Raw genomic sequence first — 26,714 nt, forward strand, 5'->3', positions numbered from 1 at the left:
AAAGAACAGTATATCTTCTGTTTTTTTTCATTCGTTCAAGACGCATTTTTTATTATCACACTACAACTATTGCATTAATTTAGTTATAACATATCGCAATACATATATCTTGTATAAAGCTACTTTATAAATGACGCAATGACAAGAATACCCTCCGTGAGAAAAGAACGGAGGGTAAACTTCATTATTTATTATCTTTTGCAATATATAATTTTTCAGCTTCTATTTCTTCCAACGCCATTCCAACATACTTATGAGATTTTGGTTTTTCAATCATCATATCCTTTGTATCACTTAATTCTCTTGCTCGTCTTGCTGACAACGTAACAAGTGTATATTTTGATTTTATTTTCTCTTGCAATGCATCAATTGATGGTTCTAACATCATTTTAATTCATCCTCCAATATTTTTTTATACTGTTTAGCAACTCGTTCTCGTTTTAAATGCTCACTTTTAATAATTGCTTTTACCTTGTCTACCGCATGCTCAACACGATCATTTACAACAACATAATCATAAGCATCCATCATTTCAATTTCCTTTCGAGCTTCCTTCAATCGATTAACCACTAACTCCTGTGACTCAGTACCACGATTCACAATACGATTTTTAAGTTCTTCGAGGCTCGGCGGGAAAAGAAAAATAAATACGCCCTCAGGAAAGTTCTCTTTTACCTGTAAGGCACCTTGCACTTCAATTTCCAAAAAGACATCTTGCCCTTTGGCTAACGTTTCTTCAACATATTTACGTGGAGTACCATAATAATTACTTACATATTTCGCATATTCTAATAGCTGATTTTGCTCTATTAGCGTCTCGAATTCTTCAACGGATTTGTAAAAATAATCGATTCCATCGAGTTCACCCGGGCGCATATCTCTTGTTGTCATCGAAATGGAATATTGCAGTTCCGATGCTTCCTCAAATAGTTTTTTTCTTACTGTTCCTTTACCAACACCTGAAGGACCAGAAAGAATAAATAAAATCCCTTTCTCTTCAATCAACATAGTACCTCCTAAAGCTCTAAAGAATAGATGGATAATCTATTCATCTGAAATTTCATCATTGCTAATTACCCGTTGTCCAACCGTCTCCGGCTGAACAGCAGATAGAACGACGTGGTCACTATCTGTTATGATCACAGCGCGAGTTCGTCTTCCATATGTAGCATCTACTAATTTATTATTTTCTCTAGCCACTGTAATAATCCGTTTTATCGGTGCAGATTCTGGTGACACAATCGAAATAATACGATTTGCCGACACCACATTTCCAAAACCGATATTAATTAAACTCAAGCTCAACTGACTTCCCCCTTGCAAAAGTTCTTAGAAAACTTGGCATGCACCAGTAAATGCCTTCATTGCACTTATGCAAATAAGAAAGGTTTAGACTAACTTATCTGCCAACAAATTTCGCTTTGTTTTTTATATATTTTATTCACATACCGTAAAAAATCTATATACAATCTTATTATCAAGGCAAGATTATATATATTATACTTTATCCTAGTGGAAATTTACACTAAAAAATAAAACAGTAAAGGTTTATTGCATATCTTTCAAGGAATTTGATATGAATTGAAGCATTATTTTATATTAACTATATTTGCTCACAATGGTTTTCAGACAAAGCCTTTATTATTCTATATTTTGCACTTGTTCCTTCATTTTTTCGATCATACTTTTGAGCGAAACTGTCCATTCACTGATTGAAACATCAGTTGATTTTGAACCAATTGTGTTTGCTTCTCGGTGCATCTCTTGAATAATAAAGTCAAGTTTTCTACCTGCGGCTTCCTTGCTATTCATCGTTCTCTCAAAATGCTCGATATGACCTAATAGTCTTGTTATTTCTTCTGTAATATCCCCTTTTTCTGCCAGCAAGACAATTTCTTGATAGAATTTCCCATCTTTAGAAATTTCATCATCTACATAAACACGAATACGTTCCATAATTCTTTCTTGATATTCCTTACGTACGATATCTCTTTTCGTACGCAATTGTAACACCGTTTCAGTGATTGAACGGAGCCTTTCTGTCAAATCATTTGTTAAATAGACTCCTTCTTCCTGTCGCATAACCGAAACTTGCTTACATGCATCCAATGTTCCTTCCAGAATAAGCTGATGTACTTTTTCCAAAGAACCACCAGTATCCTTAATATGAAAAAAGTCTTGCATTGATGATAAAACTGTTAGTGGAATCTCACCATTCAAGTGGTATTTTTGCTTTGCTCTGTCGAGATGAGTCACATACTGATCTATTAATTCCCAATCTGCTTGTAGCGTTCGGTTGGAAAACCCATCTCCTTCAATGCTGATATAAACCTCAATTCGCCCTCGAGTAAACTGAGATTGAACGGTTTTTTTTAGTTTATCTTCTAAAAATAAAAAAGTCCGTGGTAGTTTGATTGCTATATCAAGAAACCGATGGTTCACACTGCGAATTTCAATTGTAACCATCGTATTTTCGATATGTAATACTTTTCTTCCATAACCCGTCATGCTTAACGGCATGTCAATCACATCCATCCTTTATTATACGTTAATCTCAAGAATTATAAACCTATTATACCATTTCATTTCGACAATCTCTCCGAATTTCACATGACATAATAGATATAAACAGCGAACGAAAGCACGTAATAATGAATTGCGCGCTACTCCGCTCCGGAAAACCCTTCACTTTCCGCTGGTGACCCGTGAGCCTCTTCGAACTTTGACCATGGGTCTGAAGACTTTTTGGAAGTGGTTTTCTTCCGGAGAGGCTGAAGCCGTGCCCTAAAGTGCGCATCCACCCGCTGTAATCCCGGACGGCAAATATTGCACAAATGCGATTTTAATTCACAGTTCCCTACAATTACGATGAAAACAAACAATAAAAAGCCCGAAAATGTTAGTTTTGCACATTATCGGGCAGAGTGGTGTTGCTTATTTTTTTGTGAAGCCGAATAAAACGGTTGGGATTGCACTTAATCCGATAATTAGCAACCAATCTCTCAATGATAGACTGACAGTATGGAAAATCGGCTGTAAAGGCGGCCAGTATATGACTACTAATAATAAAAGCAAGGATGAAATTACTGCAAAAACAAGATAAATGTTCTCAAAAGGATTTCGAGCAAATACAGAATGTTCACTCCGGCAATCAAACACATGAATTAGCTGTGCCAGAACAAGAGTTGAGAAAGCAGTTGTTTGAGCAAACATTAAATTGTCCGGATTATTTTGATACGTAATCATAAATCCAATCAACGTAACAATCCCGATTAAAATCCCTCTGCTAATAATTTTATAGCCTAGACCTCTTGAAAAAATACCTTCCCTAGGATTCCTTGGTGAACGTTTCATCACATCTTCTTCTGCTTGGTCTAGCCCAAGGGCCATTGCCGGAAGACCATCTGTTACTAAGTTCACCCATAGAATCTGTACCGGAATAAGTGGTAAAGGCATTCCTAGTAACATCGCAAATAGCATAACAAGTATTTCACCTACGTTAGAAGCAAGTAAATATCGAATAAATTTCCGAATGTTTTCATAGATATTTCTTCCTTCTTGAATAGCGGACTTGATTGTAGCAAAATTATCATCCATTAAGATCAAGGAAGACGCTTCCTTTGTTACATCTGTACCAGTAACACCCATACTAATCCCGATATCACTTGCTTTAATTGCTGGTGCATCATTAACGCCATCTCCAGTCATTGCAACAATATGTCCTTTTTCTTGAAAAGCTTTTACAATCTTTAACTTATGCTCTGGTGTAACCCGAGCAAAGACATACGTATCCTCGATTACATTGCTAAGCTCCTCTGTTGACATTCGATTAAGCTGATGCCCTTCAAGGACAAGTCCATCTGTCGGAAGCAGCTGTAGGTTTTCGGCAATTGCTCTAGCTGTATTGACATGATCACCTGTAATCATAACTGTTTTAATTCCAGCTTCCTTACACTCTCTAATTGCAGACTTTACTTCTTTTCTTGGAGGGTCCATCAGACCATATAAACCAATAAGCGTCAATTCATCTTCCAATAGAGCTGAATCTAGTGACACATTATTTGAAATGTTTCTTATACCAATGGCAATTGTTCGTAAGGCCTTATTTGCCATCTCATTTATTGCACCTTCAATAAGTGCTTTGTTTTCCTTATTTAATAGCTTTCGACTATCTTTATCCATATAGAAGGCTGATCTAGGTAAGAGTACATCCGGTGCACCTTTCGTTATTAAAAAGCGCATTTGATTTTCGTCTTCTAGGACCACACTCATTCGTTTTCGGTCTGAATCAAATGGAAACTCTTTAATGATCCGAAATTTTTTACCAAGCTCATCTGTCAGTCCGAATTTTTTTGCCGCAACAAGAAGTGCACCGTCAGTTGGATCTCCATCAATATAATTTTTCCCTTTTTTCACTACTATCGAAGCGTTATTGCAAAGCATTCCATATGAAAGCATCGTTTCTAAATTTGGCAATGAAGGCTCTACTTTCTCACGATGCAGGAAAAAGTCACCTTGAGTCTGATAGCCATCTCCCGAAACATAAAGGTATTCCCCATTCAGGAAAATTTCTTTTACAGTCATTTGGTTTTCAGTCATTGTTCCCGTCTTATCTGAGCAAATCACCGATGCACAGCCAAGCGTCTCTACAGCTGATAATTTTCTTACAAGTGCTTTTTTACGAATCATACGTTGCACACCTAGTGACAAGGCTACTGTCACAATTGCCGGCAAACCTTCTGGTATCGCAGCAACCGCTAACGAAACCCCTGCCAGAAACATCTCATACATTGGATGTCCTTGTATCACTCCGAGGCCTACAACAAGTACAGTAAGGAGTATAGCGACAACGATTAATATCTTTCCGAGCTCTGCTAGTTTCATTTCTAGTGGTGTAATCATTTTTTTCGTATTCGCCATCAAAGATGCAATTTGCCCCATCACCGTGTTCATACCAGTTCCAACAACGATACCTACACCTGAGCCTCTTGTAATGAGTGTTCCCATAAAGCCCATATTGACTTGATCCTGTACATCCAGATCATCTTTAATGATTGCTGTTGCATGTTTCGCAACGGGAAGAGACTCACCAGTTAGTGCGGATTCCTCTGTTTCCATCCCATTTGATCGAATAATACGAATATCAGCAGGAATACGGTCTCCACTATTTACCTTAACAATATCCCCTACAACTACTTCTCTTGAGGATATTTTCTCCCAGCTCTCATTACGCAGCACATTTGCCATTGGAGCTGATAATTCTTTTAGCTTTTCCAGGGAATTTTCTGCCTTTTGTTCCTGGAAAAAACCGATAAAACCATTGACTAATACGATAACCATAATCGCAATAGCATCAACAAATTCTCCAAGCAATCCAGCAATTAGCGTAGCAGCGAGCAAAACAAGGACCATAAAATCCTGAAATTGCTTTAGGAAGATCAACCATTTGGATGTATTTTTCTTTGCTTCCAGAATATTTTCACCATATTGTTTTCTCCGCTCATTAGCCTGCTTTCCTGATAACCCTCTGTCTGCTGATACATGAAGCTTCTCCTCTACCTTTTCTGCATCTAACTGATACCAATTCATCTGCATTCCTCCGGCATTTAAATAGTACAAGCTAATTCCATATCTATGCATACTCATCCAAAAAAATGCTATAATTGCTTTTGAGGTGATGTTATGCCATTCGATGGAATTGTAACGAGAGCAATAACAGAAGAATTACAAGAAGAAATAGTACATGGGAAAATCAATAAAATATATCAGCCAACACAGACGGAGTTAGTTTTTACAATTAGAAGCCAAGGAAAAAATCATAGCTTATTGTTTTCTGTTCACCCCACCTATGCAAGATTTCATTTAACAGAAGATACATACACGAACCCAAAAGAGCCGCCAATGTTTTGCATGGTTTTAAGAAAACATCTTTCAGGAGCCATTGTTGAAGCAATTGAACAATTTCGCATGGAACGTATTGTAACCTTCACGTTAAAAACACGGAATGAAATTGGAGATATAAGTCATAAATTACTCGTAGTTGAGTTAATGGGAAAGCATAGTAATGTAATGATTGTTGATAAAGAAAAAGGACATATTATTGATAGCATCAAGCATATTTCCATGGCACAAAATCGATATCGTACGATTTTACCGGGGCAAGTTTATAAACTGCCTCCTTCACAAAATAAATTAAACCCACTTGAAATTGACGGAGAACAATTGATACGGAAACTTGATTTCAATGCTGGAAAAATTGATCAGCAAATGGTCGGAATCTTGGAAGGGTTCTCCCCATTAATTACAAAGGAAATTGTAACGCGTACCAATTTCGGGTCTAATGAGGTTTATATTGAAAAATTTGCGGAAGTGCAGCAGCAGCTACTCGATCATGATTACACACCGGCAATTTACCGAGCCGGCAAAGAAGATTTTCACGTTATTCCAATCTCTGCTTTCAATGGAGAGACTACCAAATTTCAATCGGTTAATAAGATGTTGGATTCTTTCTTTTCCGGAAAAGCAGAGCGTGATCGAGTTAAACAACAAGCGAAAGACTTATATCGTTTTATCAAAAACGAAAAAAGCAAAAATGAACGTAAATTAAAAAAGCATCAGCAAACAATTAAAAAGGCAGAAAAAGCAGAGCATTATCAAAAGATGGGAGAACTACTTACTGCACATATGCACCTTGTTAAACAAGGAGACCCGAGCATCAATGTGATTGATTATTATGATCCGGATCAAAGAGAGCTAACAATCGAGCTCAACCCAAATAAATCACCGAGTGAAAATGCTCAAGGATTTTATAAGACATACCAGAAGCTTAAAAACTCAAAACGTGTGGTTGAAAAAGAAATCATCCGTACAGAAGAAGAAATAAATTATGTTAATCAATTACTGCAACAGATCGACGTTGCACGGGTCGAAGATATAGAAGAAATACGTGAAGAACTGCGTGAAGAAGGATACTTGAAAAAGCAAAAATTTAGCGCTAAACACAAAAACAAACCAAGAATACCAGAACCTGAAACGTATGTGGCGTCTGATGGTACTATAATTGTCGTAGGAAAAAATAACAAGCAAAATGAATATGCCACCATGAAGCTTGCCCACCGAGATGATACTTGGCTGCATACAAAAGATATTCCAGGTTCCCATGTTATCATTCGAGCAAAAGAGTATAGTGAACAAACACTTTTGGAAGCTGCTGAACTAGCTGCCTATTTCAGTAAGTCGCAGAATTCATCCTCTGTTCCGGTCGATTATACGAAAATAAGACATGTTAAAAAACCTAATGGGGCCAAGCCAGGGTATGTCACATACGATAACCAAAAAACAATCTATGTTACACCATCCAAAGATACTGTCGACAAATTAAGTAAAAAAAAATAGTGACAGAATCGAGAAAATCAAAAGCTGACTCGAAATCATTTTCGAAAATGAATTAGAGTCAGCTTTTTATAGCTTTAACTTTCGTGGAATAATTACAACCACTTATTATCGTCGAAGCGTTTTTAAATATAAACAACAATATTATACTACTTGTGGATTTAATTTCACTTCAATATTTCCTCTTGTAGCCTTTGAATATGGACATGCCTGATGGGCTTGTTCTGCTAAATCTTGGGCTTCCTCTGGATTTAATCCTTCGATTTCAATATTTAATGTCACACCAATTTTATATCCATTATCTGTTTCATCTTTCATAAAACTTACCTCTGCTGTTGTTTCTGAATCAATTTTTAGATTTTGCTTTGATGCAACTAAATTTAACGCTCCATCATAGCAAGCTGCATAACCAGCTGCAAATAATTGCTCTGGATTTGAACCTTGCTTATCATCTTTATTTGATGCGGGATTAACTAGTTCCAAATCGATTAAGCCATCATCTGATTTTACATGACCATCGCGTCCATTTGTTGCTGTTGCTTTTGCAGTGAAAATTACATCGCTCATTAACGTTCACTCCCCTTTCCCGTATTTACGTATACCATTCCTTTTCCACACCATTGTTAAACATCGTCTGGAAAATCATGATCGAATGGCAGAATTTAAGCGCCATCATGTGAGAAAAGTCGTATTCGTAAGTGCTGCTATAAATTTATCAACTTGTGGCAGCTTGCGGATTCCTTCTTGGTAGCTAAGCCACGTATAACGTGCTACAACCTCTCCGTCTAACTCTAGTGGGATATGCGGATATGTATCCATCAATGAAGAGGATACACTTTTAGGTAATACCGCCATGCCAATCCCCTGCTTCATAAATTGCTTACATGTTTCAATTTGATCTACGGTCATTGTTTTCAATGGTTTGATTTGATCTTGGTGATGATAAAGCCAATTATCTACTAGTTCATGCATACTGTCATCACTTTTAAACGAAATAAGCGGACGTTCTTTTATTTTATTATCAGGGAAGGGTTCTGTGTCAAACATATATAATGGATCATCAAAAAGTCTTATGGATGTTGTTTCCTTCAACTTTTCACCACGAATGATACAAACATGGTATTTTTTATGATCCCTTTTTATATCCTCACTAATTCCTGTAACAAGATCAATCGCCACTTTCGGGTACGCAGCAGTGAATTCCCCAAGAATGGCTGGGAGAAATCGTTGACTTATTAATGAGGAGCAAGCAATTGACAATGTTCCCTGGATATCTTTTCCTGTCTCTGATAATTTATTCTTTAACTCTCTTTCTCTTTCAACAACTTGTTTCGCATGCTCTAAAATAATTTCACCACTCGGTGTTGGCATAAGCCGTTTTGATGTTCGTATAAAAATCATCTCTCCAAAGTGCGCTTCAATGAATTTTAAACGCTGTGTTACAGCTGGCTGTGAAATAAGAATTAGCTTTGCTGTCCCTCTAATTGTTCCAACTTCATTCAATTTCAATAGTAACTCATAGTCATCGATTTTCATTAGAAACCCCCTGATAACTTTTTATGATTACTATTGATTATATATCAGTATTTTACTTATCGCACATATAAGCATAAAATAAATATAAGAATAATCTCAACTTTATAGAAGGAGGGAAATATTATGAAAGAAAAAATTAAAGTGCAGGAAATATTCGGCAAAAATAAAGAAGCCTATGTAACGAGCAGTACACATGCTGGCGGTACCGATTTAGAGCTGTTAAAGGAATGGTTAGAGCTAAAGTCAGACATGGTAGCATTAGATATTGCAACAGGCGGAGGGCATGTTACAAAGACTATATCACCATATGTTAAAACAGTAATTTCCACTGACATTACAAAGGAAATGCTAGAAAATACAGCCAATTATTTAAGTGATTTAACGAATACGCATTATGTTATTGCTGACGCGGAAAATTTACCATTTATCGATAATTATTTTGATATCGTTACCTGCCGTATTGCTGCACATCATTTTCCAGACGCAGGGAAATTCATTGATGAAGTACAACGCGTTTTAAAACCTTCGGGAAAATTTCTTTTCATCGACAATATTGCACCCGAAAATAAGCACTATGATGCGTTCATTAATGCCCTTGAAAAGATGCGTGATGATAGCCATATTCGTTCTCGAAAAATACCCGAATGGAAGTCGTTGCTTGAAAGAAATAAATTAAAACTGTTAAAAGAAACAAAGCGAAAAAAGACTCTTCCATATGCTGAATGGGTCCACCGAACTCTTGATTCTACAGACAAAATAGAAAAAGTATCCCACTACCTTAATGACGCACCTGAAACTATTCAGAATTATTATCAATTTAAATTTAATGCAGAAGGCGATATACAATCCTTTGCAATTGATGAATGGATGGCATTGTATGAAAAGTAATACATGAACTAGGATTGTAACAAAATAAATATTGCTTTATTTATATTTTATATAAACTGTGGATTAGTGTATTTAAATGGATTGTGCGTCTGCCCGCTCCGGAAATATACTTCGCTAGTATATGCTCACCAATTATTACTTGTGGTATTAATAAACACGATATCGATGCGCTTCCAGTCCGGGTGAGCGCAGGGCGGTGACTCCAGTGGGAATAGCATGTGTCTGAAGACTCACCGGAAGTGGGTTTCTTCCAGAGAGGCTGAAGCCGTGCCCACGGAAAGCATCCGCCCGGAGCGATCCCGGACGGCGATTGTTGCACATACTTGAAGAAAACAGCCGAGAAGTTAGTTCGTAGTTTCTTTCTTATAATAAACTTAAATCAAACACTATAAACTATTACGCCACTCTAGTAATTCAGATTTATTGGTTGTAGTCAGCTTGCCGTCTTCTACAAGCGCTTCTATTAACGCATCAAAGTTTGTTATCGTATCAAAGGTAATTGCTTCAGCTGCAAATTGATCTGTTGCTTTTTTTAATCCATATGTAAAGATTGCAAAGACAGCTAGAACGTCGGCTCCTTCTGCTTGGAGTGCTTTAGCAGATTCGATGGAGGATCCGCCAGTGGAAATTAAATCTTCAATAACAAGTACTTTTTGTCCCCTGGATATTTTTCCTTCAATTTGATTTCCCTTCCCATGTCCTTTTGGCTTTGAACGTACATAAACCATTGGAAGGTCTAATTTTTCAGCTAGCCACGCTGCATGAGGGATCCCAGCAGTTGCACAGCCTGCAATAATATCCGGTTTTTCCTCCATTGCAGCGATTTTTTCAGCGAACGCAGTTACGATTTTTTTACGTACAGCTGGGTAAGACATCGTCAAACGGTTATCGCAATAAATCGGCGACTTGATTCCCGATGTCCATGTAAAGTAATCATTTGCATTAATTTGTACTGCTTTTATTTCTAATAGCTCCCTTGTTAATTCATCCTTTAATGCCATGCTTCCACTCCTCGACTATTTGCTGATATGCTTCATACGGATTCGACGACTTTGTGACACTTCTGCCGACGACAATGTAATCTGAACCATTGTCCTTGGCGAAGCTCGGAGTTGCAATCCGTTTCTGGTCATTTTTATCTGAATCTGCCAAACGAATGCCTGGCGTTACAGTTAAAAAAGTATCTCCACATAATGCCTTGATTGACATCGCTTCATGCACAGAACAGACGACACCATCTGCACCATTATCATGAGCAACAGCTGCGAAATAAGCAGCATTATCAACCACATTACCCGAAATTCTTAGTTGTTCATTCAGTGTTTGCTGCTCCATTGAGGTTAAAATCGTAACAGCAATTAGTTTTGGGATCTTCTCATTGTTACTACTAACAAGCCCTTCTTTTGCATAACGAATCATTTCACCTCCACCAAGAGCATGTACATTAACCATATCCACCCCTAGACTAGCGATATTTCTCATAGCACGCATTACCGTCGTTGGTATATCATGTAATTTCAGATCAAGAAAAATAGGATGGTTCCGTTCTTTAAGCTTCTTAATAACAGCAGGGCCCTCATGGTAGAATAGCTCCATTCCAACTTTCACAGGTATGCCGTAAAGCTGGTTATTATCAAGAAATTGCTTTGTAGCTTGCCAATTTGGAAAATCTAATGCTAAGTAAATTTTCTCCTTCATACGGGTATAATCCCCTTTCCAATTACTTCTTCCACTGAATCAAATCCATAGCGCTCTAATGTTGCTGGCAGTGCATCAATAATTTCAGGACATATATACGGATTGGAAAAATTCGCTGTACCGACAGCTACAGCACTTGCTCCTGCTAATAGAAATTCAAGCACATCTTCTGCATTTGTCACGCCGCCCATTCCAATAATTGGAATATTAACATGCTGTCTCACTTCATATATCATACGAATTGCTACTGGTTTTATAGCTGGACCAGACAAACCGCCTGTTTTATTCGCAATCAATGGTTTTCTTGACTGCAAATGCATTTGCATTCCTGTCAATGTATTAATCATTGATAAACCATCTGCACCTGCTGCTTCTACCGCTTTCGCCATCTCAACTATATTGGTAACATTTGGTGAGAGCTTCACATAAACCGGAAGATTGCTAGCATTTTTAACAATTTCAGTGACCGTCGCTGCCATTGCTGGATCCGTTCCAAACTGGATGCCGCCTTCTTTTACGTTCGGACATGAAATGTTTAACTCAATAGCATGTACAAGCTCTGTTTCGTTAAATGCACGAGCAACTGCTTCATATTCAGTTGTCGTACTGCCAGCAATATTGGCAATGATACTTGTATCGTATGCTGCAAGAAATGGAACTTCATTTTCAATGATGTTTTTCACTCCAGGATTTTGCAAACCAATTGCGTTCAACATGCCAGATGCTGTTTCTACAACACGGGGAGTTGGGTTGCCTAAACGCTCTGTTCCAGTTGCTGCTTTCATGATAACTGCACCAAGCTTGCTTAAATCATAAAATGTACTATATTCTCTTCCGAATCCAAAGCATCCTGATGCAGGCATGATCGGGTTTTTCAACTCAAGACCGGGTAAATGTACTGCTAAATTTGTCATAAGGATACCTCCTGCGCATGAAATACTGGTCCATCACTGCAGATTTTCTGATAGCTTTTCCCGTCATTTGTGGGAATAACACATGCCATACATGCTCCAACTCCACAGCCCATCCGCTCTTCCAAGGAAATTAATCCAGGTTTTGTAGGAAGTTTTTTCGTAATTGCTTTAAGCATTGGAACTGGTCCACAGGAAAAGTAAGAATCAAAGTCCCCAGCTCTTTCAATGATGTCCGTAACAAAACCTGTTTCACCATATGAACCGTCATTTGTCACAATAAAGGTCTCTCCAAGTGCTCTAAACTTTTCCTCATAAAATACATTTGTTTTTGTCTGGAATCCAAGAATTGAAATGACCTGACATTGCTTTTCTGCAAGTTTTTTCCCAAGGTAGTACAATGGAGGAACGCCAATCCCACCACCTATTAAAAGATATGTTCCTTGTTTATCCTCAATCTGAAACCCATTTCCACTCGGACCAAGTACATTAAAGGACATACCAGCTTGATAGGTTGCAAGCTTTTCGGTACCTTTACCTAAAATTTTAAATAAGATGGTAACTGTTTCTTTTTCTCGATCGATATCCGCAATGGAAATAGGACGTCGCAAGGTATGTCCCTCAATTGAAGCATGCAAAAACTGACCCGGAATAGCAGTTTTACTAATAAACGTATTTTCAAGTACCATTTCAATTGTATCCAGTGCAATATTCGTTACAGATTTAATTATCATTTTTTCCTTTTGTATCATTGTCTTATAGCCTCTTTTTCTCCTATTGGTTTTGCGCTAAATGTTGTTGAATCAATCACATTTAAAATGGCATTTGCAGTATCCAAATTTGTTAAACAGGCGATACCATGTTCAACCGTCTGCCTACGAATTAAGAAACCATCTGACCTTGGCTTTTTACCCGAATTAAGTGTATTTACTACAAATTGAACATCCCCATTCTCCATAATCGAAAGTACATTTGGTTCGATTGATCCAATTTTTGCTACTTCAATAATTGGGAAATCTCCTGCTTCTCTTACATATGCAGCCGTGCCTTCTGTTGCATAAAGCACGAATCCAAGTTGATGAAAACGTTCAGCGACTTTCAGCATTTCTGCTTTATCCTTATCCGCCACTGTTAATAGGACCCCACCATCTTGTGGGACAGTATAGCCTGCAGCAATTAATCCTTTATACAATGCCTTTTCCAGTGTCTTATCATAACCGATTGCTTCCCCGGTTGATTTCATTTCAGGTCCTAAGAACGTATCAACACTTCGGAGTTTCTCAAAGGAAAATACTGGGATTTTTACAGATACATTGCTATCTTCTGGTAGAATGCCAGTCTCAAAGCCTAAAGCTTTCAATTTTTCTCCTAAAATACATTTTGTTGCAATAGCTGCCATGGTTACACCTGTAATTTTGCTTAGGAACGGAATTGTTCTACTTGCTCGTGGGTTGACTTCAAGAATATATACGTCTTCTCCACGAATAATGAACTGAATATTAATCAATCCTTTTACATGAAGTGCTTTAGCAATCTGTTCAGCAGCTGCCATACATTTTTGTTTTACCGAATCACTGAGCCGTTGTGGTGGATAGACTGCCATGGAATCACCAGAATGTACACCAGCACGTTCAATATGTTCCATTATCCCAGGTATAATCGTTGTTTCGCCATCACTTATAGCATCAACTTCAGCTTCAATACCAGTAAGGTATTTATCGATTAAAATTGGGTGCTCTGCGTTTAAATGATTTGTCTTTCTTAGGTAGGCTTGTAACTCTTCGTCATCATAAACAATTTCCATCCTGCTTCCACCAATCACATAGGAAGGTCTTACAAGTACTGGATAGCCAATTTCGTCTGCAACCTCCAAAACTTGTTCCAGCTTCTGGACAGCTTTGCCCATTGGTCTTAGTAAATTCAATTCATCTAGTAATGTTTCGAATTTATCACGATCCTCTGCACGATCAATTGCTTCCAAGCTAGTACCTAAAATAGCAACGCCCCTTCGCTCTAATCCCGCAGCTAGATTAATTGCTGTTTGACCACCAAATTGTACGATAACTCCTTCTGGCTGCTCCAAGTCCACTACATGCATAACATCTTCAAGTGTCAATGGTTCAAAATAAAGCTTGTCAGAGATACTAAAATCGGTAGAAACCGTTTCTGGATTATTATTCATAATAATAGCTTCGTAGCCCATTTCTTTAATCGCAAGCACCGCATGAACAGTCGCATAATCGAATTCGATTCCTTGACCAATTCGAATTGGTCCAGAGCCAAGGACTAGAATTTTTTTACGATTTGATGCAATCGATTCATTTTCATCCTCGTATGTACTGTAAAAATAAGGCGTTGCTGATTCAAATTCAGCTGCACAAGTATCCACCATTTTATAAACTGGCTTCAAATTCTCATTCATTCGATATGTATAAATTTCATCTATTGATATGTTCCACATTCTTGCTATCTGTGCATCAGAGACACCAACACGTTTTGCCTTTTTCAAAATTTCTTTTGAAAAGTGCTGTTCCTGCAATTCTTGCTCAAGCTTTACTAACTTCTCGAATTTCACAAGAAAGAAACGATCGATCTTTGTTAACTGAAAAATTCGTTCCACCGTCATTCCCCTGCGAAATGCTTCAGCGATAACAAAAATCCGTTCATCATCTGCCTTTTCCATACGCTCTATGAGTTCTGTTTCGGAGAGATTCGTTAGAGATTTCAACCAGAGTTCTTCAGTTCCTAGCTCTAAAGAACGGATACCCTTTAATAAAGATTCTTCAAAATTACGTCCAATTGCCATCACTTCTCCAGTTGCTTTCATTTGTGTTCCTAATTTGCGGTCACCAGCTGTAAATTTATCAAATGGGAATCTAGGAAACTTCGTTACAACGTAATCCAGTGCTGGTTCAAATAATGCATACGTCGTACCAGTTATCGGATTGATAATTTCATCAAGTGTATACCCAACAGCAATTTTGGCAGCTACTTTTGCAATTGGATAACCCGTTGCTTTAGAAGCCAATGCAGATGATCTGCTTACCCTAGGATTTACCTCAATTATATAGTAATTAAAGCTATCCGGATCAAGCGCGAGCTGCACATTGCAACCACCTTCAATGGACAGTGCACGGATAATTCTTAACGAAGCATTTCGGAGCATTTGGTACTCACGGTCACTTAATGTTTGTGATGGTGCAACAACAATTGAATCCCCAGTATGAATACCGACAGGGTCTACATTCTCCATGTTACAAACGACGATTGCCTGGTCATTCTTATCTCGCATTACTTCATATTCAATTTCTTTAAAACCAGCGATATTTCGTTCGATAAGACATTGATCAGCAGGCGATAGTGCTAACCCATTCTTCGTTATTTCTTTTAGTTCCAGCTCGTTATAGCACATCCCGCCACCAGTACCACCAAGTGTATACGCTGGTCGAACAATTAATGGATAACCAATTTCCGCGGCAAAAACAAGCGCTTGTTCCACCGTATTGACAATCTTGCTTTCTGGAACAGGCTCTTTTAATGCGTGCATTAAATCTCTAAATTTCTCACGGTCTTCTGCCTTTTGAATGGCCTCTAATGTTGTTCCTAACAACTCCACATTGTACTGGGAAAGAACACCACTTTGGTCTAATGCCATCGCTAGATTCAGTCCAGTCTGTCCGCCAAGTGTTGGCAGTAATGCGTCAGGCTGTTCTTTGCGAATGATTTTTGTCAAAAATTCAACTGTTAATGGCTCCATATAAACCTTGTCAGCTACCGTATGGTCTGTCATAATCGTTGCCGGGTTTGAGTTTGCAAGAATAACACTATATCCTTCTTCCTTCAATGCTTGACAAGCCTGTGTACCAGAATAATCGAATTCCGCTGCCTGGCCAATTACAATTGGTCCAGAACCGATAACCAATATTTTTTGGATTGCTGTATTTTTAGGCATATACTTCTTCCCCCCGTTTCACTTGAGCCTCTTCAACCATCTGTAAAAATACATCAAATAAATCATTTGTATCCTCAGGTCCTGGTGATGCTTCTGGGTGATATTGTACAGAAAAAGCAGGGTAATTCCTGTGTCGAATACCTTCTACGGAATTGTCATTCAACGCTAATTGCGTTAGCTCAAGTGCTGTATGTTTCAACGATTCAGCTTTAACTGCATAACTATGATTCTGTGAAGTAAGGTACGTTCTTTCATTCTTTAAATCTTTCACGGGATGATTCGATCCACGGTGGCCAAATGTCATCTTCTCTGTGTCTGCATCACATGCCAGTGCTAGTAACTGATGACCGAGACAAATACCGAATATCGGAACCTTGCCTAAAATAACCTTAATCATTTCAATTGCTTCTGGAACATGCTTTGGATTTCCTGGACCATTTGTCAGCATTAATCCATCTGGCTTTAGCCGCAAAATTTCTTTTGCACTGTAATTATAAGGGACTACTGTTATATGGCAGTCACGCTTCGTTAATTCTCGTAAGATTCCATGTTTTGCACCGAAATCTACCATGATAATCCGCTTTCCACGTCCAGGAACAACATACGGCTTAACTGTTGATGTCTTTTTCACCTGATCAGTGGAGAGAAGTAGATTTTTCGCTTGATCAATAAGCACTTCTGATGAAACATCTACATTTGAAATAATAGCTTTCATTGTTCCATGCTTTCGAATTATTTTGGTCAGCTTTCTTGTATCCACCCCGGCGATTCCCGGAATACCATGCGCTTTAAGAAATTGGTCTAAGTTCTCCTCCTGCCTAAAGTTAGACGGTGCATCACACACCTCTCTCACAATTAATCCGTTAATAAAAGGAGTGACTGTTTCAAAATCATCCCTGTTAATTCCGTAGTTTCCGACAATTGGATAGGTCATTGTTACAATTTGACCACAATAAGATGGATCCGTTATTACTTCTTGGTAGCCAGTCATTCCAGTGTTGAATACAACTTCTCCGTTTGATTCACAATCACTTCCAAACGCTTCACCAATAAATATCGTTCCGTCTTCAAGAACCAATTGTCTTTTACGCATGAACTGCCTCCTTATACACTACTTTTCCTTCTACCATGGTTACGACTGGGGTACCTTTAACACGCCAGCCGTCGAATGGCGTATTCTTTCCCTTCGAATAGAACGTGTCTTTATCGATAACATTTTCTTTTTCAAGGTCAACTACTGTAATATCTGCAACCTTTCCAACCTCAAGCGATCCATACGGAAGGTTAAAAACGTCTGCTGGCTTTGCCGTCATCCATTCAACTAGCTGCAGAAGTGAAATCTTCCCTGTCTCTACTAAATGTGTATATAGAAGCGGGAATGCCGTTTCAAGTCCTACGATTCCAAATGGAGCTTTGATAAACCCTTTTGCTTTTTCTTCGGCTGCATGTGGTGCATGATCTGTTGCGATAAAGTCAATCGTCCCATCAAGCAATCCATCGATTAGTGCTTGCTGATCTTCTTTCGCACGCAGTGGGGGATTCATTTTGAAATTCGTATCTGCTTCGCGAATGTCTTCTTCATTTAATAGTAGGTGATGTGGTGTGACTTCCGCAGTAACATGGATACCTGCTCGCTTTGCGTCACGGATGACACGTACAGATTCCTTTGTACTTATATGACAAACGTGATAATGACAATTCGCAGCTTCTGCAAGCAGTACGTCTCTTGCAATTTGTACCGATTCACTTAAAGAAGGAATTCCTGGTAGGTTTAACCGTTCACTAACCTCTCCATCATGAGTGACACCACCATACACAATTGAATTATCCTCACAGTGTGCGACAATTGCTACGTCACATGCTGCAGCTTCCTTCATGGCGGAAAGCATTTGGTCAGCCGTTTGAATGCCTACTCCATCATCGGTAAAAGCAAATGCGCCTAGTTCCTGTAATTCCTTAATATTTGTTCGTTCTTCCCCTTTTAGTCCCTTTGTTATTGCTGCATAAGGGAGAACGCGAACTTTCGCATCCGTGTTAATTTTTCCCCATAGTGCTTCCAATGCTTCTTTACTGTCTGGCACCGGATTTGTATTTGGCATAGCACATACTGTCGTATAACCTCCACGTGCTGCAGCTTCTGTCCCTGTCAAAATTGTTTCCTTATGCTCTCCACCTGGTTCACGTAAATGAATATGGACATCAATAAATCCTGGCAAAACAAGCTTTCCTTGTAAATCAATTATCTCGTCTGCTTCTTCAGAAATAATAGGTGCAATTTCTTTTATTTGTTTTCCTTCGATTAAAATTTCACATACTTCGAATTCATTAGTAGCTGCTAACTTTTTGGCGTTTTTCAATAAAGTTTTCATTCATAATCCCCCATTCATTTAATACGTGTGACATAATTGCCATTCTTACATAGACACCATTTTCCATTTGTTTAAAAATTCGTGAGCGCCTGCATTCTACTATATCGGTATCAATTTCTACTCCACGATTAATCGGCGCTGGATGAAGAATAATTGCCTCCTCCTTCATCTTCTTTTCTCTTTCTTTTGTTAATCCATAAAGATCCAAGTAATTGTTTGTTTCATTTTTTTGCACATGTCGCTCATGTTGAATTCGGAGAAGCATCACAACATCGCATATCTCTACTGCTTCATCAATTGAAATATAAGGAAATTCAAGCTCTGGGTCCTCAAATCCGGGAGCAGCACATAAGTATACTTCTACACCCAATCTAGCAAGTGCTTTTGCATTGGAGTGAGCAACTCGACTATGTTTGATGTCCCCGACGATTACAATCTTCAATCCTTCGATCCGTCCATATTCCTGATAAATCGTCAAGAGGTCGAGCATGCATTGTGTTGGATGCTCTGCCTTACCAGCCCCTGCATTAATCATTGGTATGGAAATCTTTCCTTCAAGCGCCTCATACCAATTATCATCTGGATGGCGCACAACTAAAAGGTTCGCTCCGATTGCTTCAAATGTCTTTGCTGTATCATAAAGCGACTCTCCTTTTCGTACGCTTGATGTGTCCTCATGAAAATCAAGTGCTTCAAATCCCATTTTTCGTTGCGCTACGATAAAACTCATTTTTGTTCTCGTGCTAGGTTCAAAAAAGAGATTGGCTGTAAACAATTGCCGAGTCAAATCCTTCATCTTCTGGTTTCGGTAGCTCTCCGCTCTTTGTATCATGGAATAAATATCCTTTTCTGTTAGCTGATCAACCGATATAAAATGTCTCATCATATCCTCTCCTTTTAAGTGAGCGTTTTAGGATTTCGGGTCGAACTTGAATGCTTTATGGATGTGATTACGGGTCTCCAGTTACCTACAGTGGTTCCCATTTGAATAGTTACAAGAGCAATAAAAAAACCTCTTTGCAAAAAGGCTGCAAAGAGGTAGACGTGTAGTGTATACACGCATTTCTTAACACAACCTTTCAAATCTCTCTGGATTTGCTTAAAAGTTGTAACTATTTATTTTTCATAGATCGAAACATGTTCTGCTTCATCCGTTTCATCAAGTTGAACGACTATAATCTCTTTATCAGAGGTTGGAATATTCTTACCAACATAATCTGCGCGAATGGGCAACTCTCGGTGACCCCGATCGACAAGTACACCAAGCTGGATTCTTGACGGTCTGCCAATATCCATTACGGCATCCATTGCAGCGCGAACTGTGCGTCCTGTATAGAGGACATCATCAATCAAAATAACATTTTTTCCTGTTAACTCTACATCAATCGTTGCAGATTTAATTTCTGGTTCATTATCTGTTGTCGCTTTTTCCAAATCATCACGATAAAGTGTAATATCAAGTTCACCAAGTGGAACGTCGATCGCTTCTATTTGCTTAATCTTATCGTGAACTCGTTTAGCAAGTGGAACTCCTCTTGTTTTTATACCTACAAGCACTATATCTTCGCCGCCTTTATTCTTCTCCAATATTTCATGGGACATTCTGGTCAATGCCCTATTGATGGCAGCTGTATCTAATATCTCTGTTTTTTTATTCAATCACTTGCACCCCGTTTCTTAGAAAACTTGGCATTCGCAAAGCATTTAGGCGAATGTCTTAGTTGCACTTATACAGGTAGGAAAGTTTTATACTTTCTTATCTGCATAAAAAATAAAAACCCTCTTCTCCTGTAGGAAAAAAGGGTTTTGAACATACGATACCTAACGAACAAACCGTTCCTTTTTAGCCTCACAGGACTATTATTTAAAGGTCACCTTTATTAATCTTCATTCATTATTACAAACTAATTATCATCTGTCAATACATATTCTTTATTTTTCCCAGGACTTCTTGAAAGACTTTTGGAGCTTCCACTTCAAACTCCATCCATTCATTTGTTCGTGGATGCGTAAAGCCTAATGTCTTCGCATGAAGGGCTTGACCATCTGCATCTAGTGTTTTACGTTGGCCATATTTCGGATCACCAACAAGCGGAAAACCGATATACCTCATGTGTACTCTGATTTGATGCGTACGTCCTGTTTCAAGCTGACATTCTACATGGGTATAATCAGGAAAATGCTTGATAACTTTAAAATGCGTCACTGCAGGTTTACCACTATCAACAATTCCCATTTTTTGTCGGTCTTTTGGATCTCTGCCTATTGGTGCATCAATGATACCGGATTCGTGACCGATCTCTCCATGGACAATCGCTTCATATTTACGTTTTACTTCCTTCGTTGCTAGCTGTTCTGATAACTTCATGTGTGTGTGGTCATTTTTCGCTACGACAAGCAGGCCACTCGTATCCTTATCAATACGATGAACAATTCCCGGTCTTTCTACACTGTTGATTCCGGATAAATCCTTACAATGGTGCAAGAGTGCATTTACTAATGTACCAGTCTGATGTCCTGCAGAAGGGTGAACAACCATTCCTTTTGGTTTATTAATTACTATTAAATCAGAATCCTCATAAATAATCTCTAATGGAATATCTTCGCCTTGAATATTCAGCTCTTCAACTTCTGGAATAGACCATGTTAACACTTCGCCAGTTTGACATTTATAATTTGCCTTTACTTCCGCTTCATTTACGAATACATGCCCTTTACTAATCCATCCCTGAATCTGCGAGCGAGATCGCTCTGGGTTAATGGCAGCAAGCAGCTTATCGACTCTTGTTTTATTTTGTTCCTCTGTTACTTCATGTTGAAATTGTGTCATTTTTTGGCCTTTCCTTTCTTTCGTTCATCCATAATCGTTGCAATAATGACGATAATAACACCGATAGTTAAAGCAGAATCGGCAACATTAAAAATAGGGAAATTATAATTAAAAATATAGAAATCAGCAAAATCAACTACTTCCTGATGGAATAAACGATCAATAAAGTTACCGATTGCGCCACCAAGAACGAAGCTAAGGCCAATTGCTAGTAATGTATCGTTTTTGGCAAACTTTTGCATGTAATAGATAATGCCGATTACAACGACCGCTGTTACAATATAGAAAAACAGCATTTGACCTTGTAAGATTCCCCAGGCTGCTCCTGAATTTCGATGTGATGTAATATAAAAGAAGTTTTCGATTACCGTTATCCGCTCACCAAGTTCCATCGTGCTTACAATTATCCATTTTGTTAGTTGATCGATTCCGATAATAAAGAGCGCGATGACATAATACCAGATCATCTTTTATCCCCCGCTTCATCCGTATTCACAAGAGGTTAAAAACCTCTATCAAGTCTTTTTTTATAGTATACTTTATTCTTCACTTTTTCAATAATAATAGCCCCCTTATTTCAAGAGGGCTATTATGAATTACACGCTTTTCATTATTCGGTATAATGCTCTTTTACTACTGCTGCACAACGCGAGCATAGTTCCGGATGGTCATGGTCCTCGCCAACTGTTTCTGAAGCAACCCAACAACGTTCACATTTTTCCCCAGGGTGCTTTTCAACAGCTACATCAACAAACTTGTATTCTTTTGCAGATGCATTGCTTTCGCTTAAAACAGCTTCAGATACGATTAAGAATTGATGTAAATGTTCCATATTTGTTAAGACTTCTTTTGTTTCCTCATCTTTTGGAACAATTGTAATTTTTGCTTCTAATGATTTACCGATAACTTTATCATTTCGTGCTTCTTCTAATGCTTTCAGTACATCATCACGAACATTCATAAAATGATTCCACTTCGGAGCTAATGCGTCCATTCCAGCAATTTCTCTTGGTTCTGGAATATCTGTCAATTGTACACTCTCTGCTTCTGCCCCTGGGATATATTCCCACACTTCATCTGTTGTATGTGGAATGATTGGTGTGAGTAGCTTAACCAACGTTGTCAATACTTCATAATAGCCAGTTTGAATACTACGACGACGTTTATTGTCAGCTGCCTCGATATAGAGAACGTCTTTTGCAAAGTCTAGATAGAACGAGCTTAGATCAACTGCACAGAAATTATGAATTTGGTGGAAAATTGGTGCATACTCATACTTCTCATAGCTTTCACGCACATCAGATAGCAATTTCTGTAAGCGATGCAGCATGTAACGATCCACTTCTTCCAATTCATGTTCAGCTACTGCATCTGTTGCTGGATTAAAATCAGCAAGGTTCGCAAGCAGGAAGCGGAATGTATTACGGATTTTACGATATGCTTCTGAAGTTTGTTTCAAAATATCGTTCGAAATACGTACATCGGATTGATAGTCAACAGAAGCAACCCATAAACGTAAAATATCAGAGCCAAGCTGTTTTTGCACTTTGGATGGCACGATGACATTTCCAAGTGATTTACTCATTTTTCTTCCGTTACCATCAAGTACAAACCCATGACTGATAATCGTTTTATAAGGTGCTTTCCCTGTAACTGCTACTGCTGTTGATAATGAGGAGTTAAACCAACCACGATATTGGTCACTTCCTTCAAGATAAATATCTGCTGGTCTACGATGATCATCACGGTTCATTAATACTCCTTCATGAGACGATCCGGAATCAAACCAAACATCCATAATATCTGTTTCCTTCGTGAATTGACCATTCGGGCTATACTCTGATGTAAATCCTTCTGGCAGCAAGTCCTTCGCTTCACGCTCAAACCATACGTTTGATCCGTGTTCTTTAAACAATTCAGAAACATGATTAACCGTTTCGTCTGTAATAATCGGTGTACCGTCTTCACCATAAAATACAGGAATTGGAACACCCCATGCTCGTTGTCTTGAGATACACCAGTCTTCACGGTCACGCACCATATTGTAAAGTCTCGTTTCACCCCAGTTTGGATACCAGTTTACTTCCTTAATTTCAGAAAGAATATCTTGACGGAAGTCTTTAATAGATGCAAACCATTGAGATGTTGCACGGAAAATTGTCGGCTTTTTCGTACGCCAATCATGTGGATAGGAATGTGTAATAAAGCTCATTTTTAATAGTGAACCTGTTTCTTCCAGTTTTTCGGTAACCACTTTATTGGCAGCATCGTAGAATAAACCCTCAAAACCAGGAGCTTCTTCCGTAAATACTCCTTTATCATCAACTGGACAAAATGCTTCAATGCCATATTTTTTTGACACATAGAAGTCATCCTCCCCATGTCCTGGAGCGGTATGAACACAACCAGTTCCAGCATCAGTCGTTACATGTTCACCAAGCATTACGAGCGAGTCACGATTATAGAAAGGATGTTTTGCTACAACACGATCTGCTTCTTGACCTTTAAATGATTTTACGACCTTTACATTTTCCCAGCCTAGTTCTTCAGCAACATCTTCCAGTAAAGCGTGTGCAAGTACATACTTTTCACCGTTTGCTTCTACTACGTTGTACTCTAGATCGGGATGCAAACTAATTCCCAGGTTAGCTGGAATGGTCCATGGTGTTGTCGTCCAAATGATGAATTTCTCTCCACCATCGAATAAGTCTTTTCCATCACGAACTTCAAACGCCACATAAATAGAAGCTGAACGCTTATCCTGATACTCAATTTCTGCCTCTGCTAATGCCGATTCAGAAGAAGGAGACCAATAAACCGGTTTTAAGCCTTTGTAGATATAGCCTTTTTTTGCCATTTCCCCAAATACTTTAATTTGTGCTGCTTCATAGTCTTTCGTCAGTGTAATATATGGATTATCCCAGTCACCACGTACACCAAGCTGTTTAAATTGTGTGCGTTGACTATCCACTTGTCCGAGTGCATATTCTGCACATAGCTGTCTAAATTCAGCTACACTCATTTCTTTTCGTTTGACTTTCTTGTTCTTCGTTAAAGCTGTTTCAATTGGCAGTCCATGTGTATCCCATCCTGGAATATATGGGGCATGGTAACCCGTCATGGATTTATAGCGGGTAATAAAGTCTTTCAAAATTTTATTCAATGCATGCCCGATATGAAGATCTCCATTTGCATACGGTGGTCCGTCATGTAAAACAAATAACGGTCTTTCTTTTGTACGTTCAAGACTCTTTTCGTATAGATTTGCTTCTTCCCATTGTTCTTGACGTTTTGGCTCTTTATTTGGTAAATTTCCTCGCATAGGAAATTCTGTTTTCGGCATTAATAATGTTTCTTTATAATCCATTTATGCTTCCTCCTTAAGTTATTTAATAGCGCTTGCGCTTTTGAATACAAAAAAGCCTTCTTCATCCCAAAAGGGACGAGAAGACTCGCGGTACCACCCTTATAAATTCAAAATTGATATTTTAAATTCACTCGACATCCGTAACGGGGATAAGCCGTCCATCACTACTAAATTTCACAATGGATACTCAAGAGTGATTTTCTAAAAGAGTGCTGTACCAGGCTCACACCATCTCCTAGCTCGCTTTTCAGCAACGTCCTTTTATACTTTCTCTTTCAACGTATTGTTATTATAATTGACATATCTTGTATGAATTATATGTAATATTTTTAAGAACGTCAAGAACTATGATTCATTTTCAATCAATTCGAGTTCTTCGCCTAACTCTGTTTTAAATAATTCTTCCCAATCGTCCGTACCAAGCATATCTAATTGAGCCTGTACAAGCATGCGTAATCTTGTGCGGAAAACTTTAGCCTGTTTCTTCAATTCTTCGACATCCATTGAAATACGACGCGATTTACTTAACGCTTCATTAATGATGCGGTCAGCATTTTTTTCTGCCTCTTTTATAATAAGCCTGGATTCCTTTGTTGCATTTCCTTTTACTTCTTCTGCTGTTTCTTGTGCAACAAGAATGGACTTATTTAGGGTTTCTTCAATATTTGTAAAATGACCGAGTCTTTCATTCAGCTGGTTCACTTTCTCATCCAGCTCTTTCTTTTCTCGAATGACCATTTCATAATCCTTAATCACTTGATCCAAGAACTCATTTACTTCATCTTCATCATAACCACGGATTTTTCTCGTAAATTCTTTATTATGAATATCTAATGGTGTTAATGGCACAGTGGCCACCTCCTCAAGGTATAAATATATTAACGTAAAATCGAATGTTCTCAAAGTTGTATTTAAATCAATTCGACAAAAAAACAGGAAATCCTGCAAGAACTATAAATTATTTTAAAGATGCAATACTAATTTTCCATTTATCCTTTTTCGTCATCCCATTTATAGCAGTTAATTTGCTTCGGCCTTTTCCACGCAACGAAATCATATCGCCCTCTTGCAGTTGAAATTTAGTATCGTCAACAACCTTATGATTCACTTTCACCTGCAATTTTTCAATAAATGCTGAAGCATCTTTTCTTGAAATATGATAAATTTCCTTGATAACAGCATCAAGTCTTAAAGACGAAACTGTTTTGTCTGCTTCTACCCATCTTTCTTGTTTTTCTTTCAAAAGAGTAAGCGGCTGCTCGCCAAATGTAACCGTCGCTTTTTTTATTGCATTCAGATTTGCTGTAACATATGGACTTACTTCATCTGCCAGTACAATTTGAATGAGGCCGTCTGCCGCATAAATATCTCCTAGCTTCGTACGCTTTATCCCCATTGATAAAAATGCGCCCATTACATCCCGATGTTCAATGGTTATAAATTTATCTGGATAGGTTGTCTGCAATAAGGTCAGCTGAAAAGATTCTTCTGCTATTTCCTCATAAAAAGGAGCAATTACCATTCGTTTTCGTTCCGTATTTAATCCTCCGCCATGCTTATCAAGTTTTAATTCAGGATTATTCAAACCGACAAGCATTTCGACTAACTGTTGTTCGCGTGGATCGAGAAAGTCTGTCAGCTTTGGCTGGAATGTCTGCTCAACGCGTTCCTTCCACGACAATACTTGATCAATAAAAGGCTGTTCTTCTTTTCTAAAATGCTGGTAAATATCCATCCTGTTACTTCCTTTAACATTTTGTTCGTCAAAATC

23 protein-coding genes and 1 other annotated feature are annotated in these 26,714 nt (G+C 38.3%); of the genes, 2 read left to right on the top strand and 21 right to left on the bottom strand.

Annotated elements, in window-relative coordinates; translation table 11 throughout:
• Positions 1-184: 184 nt before the first annotated feature.
• The 5 genes from rpoZ to D1B32_RS06615 all read right to left on the bottom strand — a co-directional run bounded on the left by rpoZ (position 185) and on the right by D1B32_RS06615 (position 5,589).
• The gene (gene rpoZ / locus D1B32_RS06595) at positions 185-388 is read right to left on the bottom strand and encodes a DNA-directed RNA polymerase subunit omega (RefSeq protein ID WP_095308540.1); all 204 of its coding nucleotides are present in this window, start codon (positions 386-388) and stop codon (positions 185-187) included.
• Positions 385-1,005: a guanylate kinase gene (gene gmk / locus D1B32_RS06600; protein ID WP_095308539.1), complete on the bottom strand. Its 621-nt coding sequence runs from the start codon at positions 1,003-1,005 to the stop codon at positions 385-387. The genes rpoZ and gmk overlap by 4 nt, the downstream gene beginning before the upstream one ends.
• A 39-nt stretch (positions 1,006-1,044) precedes the next feature.
• The gene (remA, locus tag D1B32_RS06605) at positions 1,045-1,305 is read right to left on the bottom strand and encodes an extracellular matrix/biofilm regulator RemA (protein ID WP_095308538.1); all 261 of its coding nucleotides are present in this window, start codon (positions 1,303-1,305) and stop codon (positions 1,045-1,047) included.
• Positions 1,306-1,641: 336 nt separating this feature from the next.
• Positions 1,642-2,520 (bottom strand): YicC/YloC family endoribonuclease, encoded by an 879-nt coding sequence (locus D1B32_RS06610; RefSeq protein ID WP_118888947.1) that lies wholly within the window; start codon positions 2,518-2,520, stop codon positions 1,642-1,644.
• A 414-nt stretch (positions 2,521-2,934) separates the two neighbouring features.
• Positions 2,935-5,589 carry a cation-translocating P-type ATPase gene (locus D1B32_RS06615; protein WP_118888948.1) on the bottom strand — a complete coding sequence of 885 codons (2,655 nt, stop codon included), beginning with the start codon at positions 5,587-5,589 and terminating at the stop codon, positions 2,935-2,937.
• Between the two features lie 93 nt (positions 5,590-5,682).
• Here D1B32_RS06615 and D1B32_RS06620 point away from each other — a divergent pair, with 93 nt between their 5' ends.
• Positions 5,683-7,395: an Rqc2 family fibronectin-binding protein gene (locus tag D1B32_RS06620; protein ID WP_118888949.1), complete on the top strand. Its 1,713-nt coding sequence runs from the start codon at positions 5,683-5,685 to the stop codon at positions 7,393-7,395.
• A gap of 141 nt (positions 7,396-7,536) precedes the next feature.
• Here the strand turns inward: D1B32_RS06620 and D1B32_RS06625 are convergent, their stop codons facing one another.
• Positions 7,537-7,959 carry an organic hydroperoxide resistance protein gene (locus D1B32_RS06625; protein WP_095308533.1) on the bottom strand — a complete coding sequence of 141 codons (423 nt, stop codon included), beginning with the start codon at positions 7,957-7,959 and terminating at the stop codon, positions 7,537-7,539.
• Positions 7,960-8,064: 105 nt separating this feature from the next.
• Positions 8,065-8,928, bottom strand: a complete 864-nt coding sequence (locus tag D1B32_RS06630) for a LysR family transcriptional regulator (RefSeq protein ID WP_095308532.1) — start codon at positions 8,926-8,928, stop codon at positions 8,065-8,067.
• Between the two features lie 123 nt (positions 8,929-9,051).
• Between D1B32_RS06630 and D1B32_RS06635 the strand changes: the two genes are divergently transcribed.
• Positions 9,052-9,816 carry a class I SAM-dependent methyltransferase gene (locus D1B32_RS06635; protein ID WP_187393137.1) on the top strand — a complete coding sequence of 255 codons (765 nt, stop codon included), beginning with the start codon at positions 9,052-9,054 and terminating at the stop codon, positions 9,814-9,816.
• 386 nt (positions 9,817-10,202) lie between these two features.
• Here the strand turns inward: D1B32_RS06635 and pyrE are convergent, their stop codons facing one another.
• From pyrE to D1B32_RS06705, 14 genes are all read right to left on the bottom strand, one after another.
• Entirely contained in the window at positions 10,203-10,817 is a 615-nt protein-coding gene (gene pyrE / locus D1B32_RS06640; protein WP_118888951.1) for an orotate phosphoribosyltransferase, read from the bottom strand.
• A complete protein-coding gene (gene pyrF / locus D1B32_RS06645) occupies positions 10,801-11,514 on the bottom strand; it encodes an orotidine-5'-phosphate decarboxylase (RefSeq protein WP_095308529.1) in 714 nt (237 codons plus the stop codon). The genes pyrE and pyrF overlap by 17 nt, the downstream gene beginning before the upstream one ends.
• The gene (locus D1B32_RS06650) at positions 11,511-12,428 is read right to left on the bottom strand and encodes a dihydroorotate dehydrogenase (RefSeq protein ID WP_118888952.1); all 918 of its coding nucleotides are present in this window, start codon (positions 12,426-12,428) and stop codon (positions 11,511-11,513) included. The genes pyrF and D1B32_RS06650 overlap by 4 nt, the downstream gene beginning before the upstream one ends.
• On the bottom strand, positions 12,425-13,174 hold the full coding sequence (locus D1B32_RS06655) for a dihydroorotate dehydrogenase electron transfer subunit (RefSeq protein WP_275669470.1): 750 nt from the start codon (positions 13,172-13,174) through the stop codon (positions 12,425-12,427). Before D1B32_RS06655 ends, D1B32_RS06650 begins: the two co-directional genes overlap by 4 nt.
• On the bottom strand, positions 13,174-16,377 hold the full coding sequence (gene carB, locus D1B32_RS06660) for a carbamoyl-phosphate synthase large subunit (protein WP_095308525.1): 3,204 nt from the start codon (positions 16,375-16,377) through the stop codon (positions 13,174-13,176). Before carB ends, D1B32_RS06655 begins: the two co-directional genes overlap by 1 nt.
• On the bottom strand, positions 16,370-17,470 hold the full coding sequence (locus tag D1B32_RS06665; RefSeq protein ID WP_118888953.1) for a carbamoyl phosphate synthase small subunit: 1,101 nt from the start codon (positions 17,468-17,470) through the stop codon (positions 16,370-16,372). Before D1B32_RS06665 ends, carB begins: the two co-directional genes overlap by 8 nt.
• Positions 17,463-18,746 carry a dihydroorotase gene (locus D1B32_RS06670; protein WP_118888954.1) on the bottom strand — a complete coding sequence of 428 codons (1,284 nt, stop codon included), beginning with the start codon at positions 18,744-18,746 and terminating at the stop codon, positions 17,463-17,465. Before D1B32_RS06670 ends, D1B32_RS06665 begins: the two co-directional genes overlap by 8 nt.
• On the bottom strand, positions 18,703-19,629 hold the full coding sequence (locus tag D1B32_RS06675) for an aspartate carbamoyltransferase catalytic subunit (protein ID WP_118888955.1): 927 nt from the start codon (positions 19,627-19,629) through the stop codon (positions 18,703-18,705). The genes D1B32_RS06670 and D1B32_RS06675 overlap by 44 nt, the downstream gene beginning before the upstream one ends.
• Positions 19,630-19,862: 233 nt before the next feature.
• Complete coding sequence (gene pyrR, locus D1B32_RS06680; protein ID WP_118888956.1) at positions 19,863-20,405, bottom strand: bifunctional pyr operon transcriptional regulator/uracil phosphoribosyltransferase PyrR; 543 nt, start codon at positions 20,403-20,405, stop codon at positions 19,863-19,865.
• A gap of 259 nt (positions 20,406-20,664) precedes the next feature.
• Positions 20,665-21,576: an RluA family pseudouridine synthase gene (locus D1B32_RS06685; protein WP_095308520.1), complete on the bottom strand. Its 912-nt coding sequence runs from the start codon at positions 21,574-21,576 to the stop codon at positions 20,665-20,667.
• Positions 21,573-22,043, bottom strand: a complete 471-nt coding sequence (lspA, locus tag D1B32_RS06690) for a signal peptidase II (RefSeq protein ID WP_095308518.1) — start codon at positions 22,041-22,043, stop codon at positions 21,573-21,575. Before lspA ends, D1B32_RS06685 begins: the two co-directional genes overlap by 4 nt.
• A 143-nt stretch (positions 22,044-22,186) precedes the next feature.
• Positions 22,187-24,943, bottom strand: a complete 2,757-nt coding sequence (gene ileS / locus D1B32_RS06695; protein ID WP_118888957.1) for an isoleucine--tRNA ligase — start codon at positions 24,941-24,943, stop codon at positions 22,187-22,189.
• Between the two features lie 68 nt (positions 24,944-25,011).
• Positions 25,012-25,231, bottom strand: a binding site (T-box leader).
• Positions 25,232-25,288: 57 nt separating this feature from the next.
• Complete coding sequence (locus D1B32_RS06700; protein WP_095308516.1) at positions 25,289-25,792, bottom strand: DivIVA domain-containing protein; 504 nt, start codon at positions 25,790-25,792, stop codon at positions 25,289-25,291.
• 109 nt (positions 25,793-25,901) lie between these two features.
• The gene (locus D1B32_RS06705) at positions 25,902-26,678 is read right to left on the bottom strand and encodes a YlmH family RNA-binding protein (RefSeq protein ID WP_095308515.1); all 777 of its coding nucleotides are present in this window, start codon (positions 26,676-26,678) and stop codon (positions 25,902-25,904) included.
• Positions 26,679-26,714 lie beyond the last annotated feature (36 nt).

Origin of the sequence: Oceanobacillus profundus (genome assembly GCF_003515705.1) — a bacterium.
Classification (GTDB): Bacteria; Bacillota; Bacilli; order Bacillales; family Amphibacillaceae; genus Oceanobacillus; species Oceanobacillus profundus.

What these genes read in the sequence shown, in the direction of transcription:
- D1B32_RS06610 (WP_118888947.1), bottom strand. Translation starts at nt 2,520, where the DNA reads ATGCCGTTAAGCATGACGGGTTATGGAAGAAAAGTATTACATATCGAA.
- D1B32_RS06675 (WP_118888955.1), bottom strand. Translation starts at nt 19,629, where the DNA reads ATGAGACATTTTATATCGGTTGATCAGCTAACAGAAAAGGATATTTAT.
- D1B32_RS06620 (WP_118888949.1), top strand. Translation starts at nt 5,683, where the DNA reads ATGCCATTCGATGGAATTGTAACGAGAGCAATAACAGAAGAATTACAA.
- D1B32_RS06685 (WP_095308520.1), bottom strand. Translation starts at nt 21,576, where the DNA reads ATGACACAATTTCAACATGAAGTAACAGAGGAACAAAATAAAACAAGA.
- pyrE (WP_118888951.1), bottom strand. Translation starts at nt 10,817, where the DNA reads ATGGCATTAAAGGATGAATTAACAAGGGAGCTATTAGAAATAAAAGCA.
- carB (WP_095308525.1), bottom strand. Translation starts at nt 16,377, where the DNA reads ATGCCTAAAAATACAGCAATCCAAAAAATATTGGTTATCGGTTCTGGA.
- D1B32_RS06670 (WP_118888954.1), bottom strand. Translation starts at nt 18,746, where the DNA reads ATGAAAACTTTATTGAAAAACGCCAAAAAGTTAGCAGCTACTAATGAA.
- D1B32_RS06635 (WP_187393137.1), top strand. Translation starts at nt 9,052, where the DNA reads ATGAAAGAAAAAATTAAAGTGCAGGAAATATTCGGCAAAAATAAAGAA.
- pyrF (WP_095308529.1), bottom strand. Translation starts at nt 11,514, where the DNA reads ATGAAGGAGAAAATTTACTTAGCATTAGATTTTCCAAATTGGCAAGCT.
- rpoZ (WP_095308540.1), bottom strand. Translation starts at nt 388, where the DNA reads ATGATGTTAGAACCATCAATTGATGCATTGCAAGAGAAAATAAAATCA.
- D1B32_RS06705 (WP_095308515.1), bottom strand. Translation starts at nt 26,678, where the DNA reads ATGGATATTTACCAGCATTTTAGAAAAGAAGAACAGCCTTTTATTGAT.
- D1B32_RS06625 (WP_095308533.1), bottom strand. Translation starts at nt 7,959, where the DNA reads ATGAGCGATGTAATTTTCACTGCAAAAGCAACAGCAACAAATGGACGC.
- ileS (WP_118888957.1), bottom strand. Translation starts at nt 24,943, where the DNA reads ATGGATTATAAAGAAACATTATTAATGCCGAAAACAGAATTTCCTATG.
- D1B32_RS06665 (WP_118888953.1), bottom strand. Translation starts at nt 17,470, where the DNA reads ATGCGTAAAAGACAATTGGTTCTTGAAGACGGAACGATATTTATTGGT.
- D1B32_RS06615 (WP_118888948.1), bottom strand. Translation starts at nt 5,589, where the DNA reads ATGAATTGGTATCAGTTAGATGCAGAAAAGGTAGAGGAGAAGCTTCAT.
- D1B32_RS06650 (WP_118888952.1), bottom strand. Translation starts at nt 12,428, where the DNA reads ATGACAAATTTAGCAGTACATTTACCCGGTCTTGAGTTGAAAAACCCG.
- lspA (WP_095308518.1), bottom strand. Translation starts at nt 22,043, where the DNA reads ATGATCTGGTATTATGTCATCGCGCTCTTTATTATCGGAATCGATCAA.
- D1B32_RS06630 (WP_095308532.1), bottom strand. Translation starts at nt 8,928, where the DNA reads ATGAAAATCGATGACTATGAGTTACTATTGAAATTGAATGAAGTTGGA.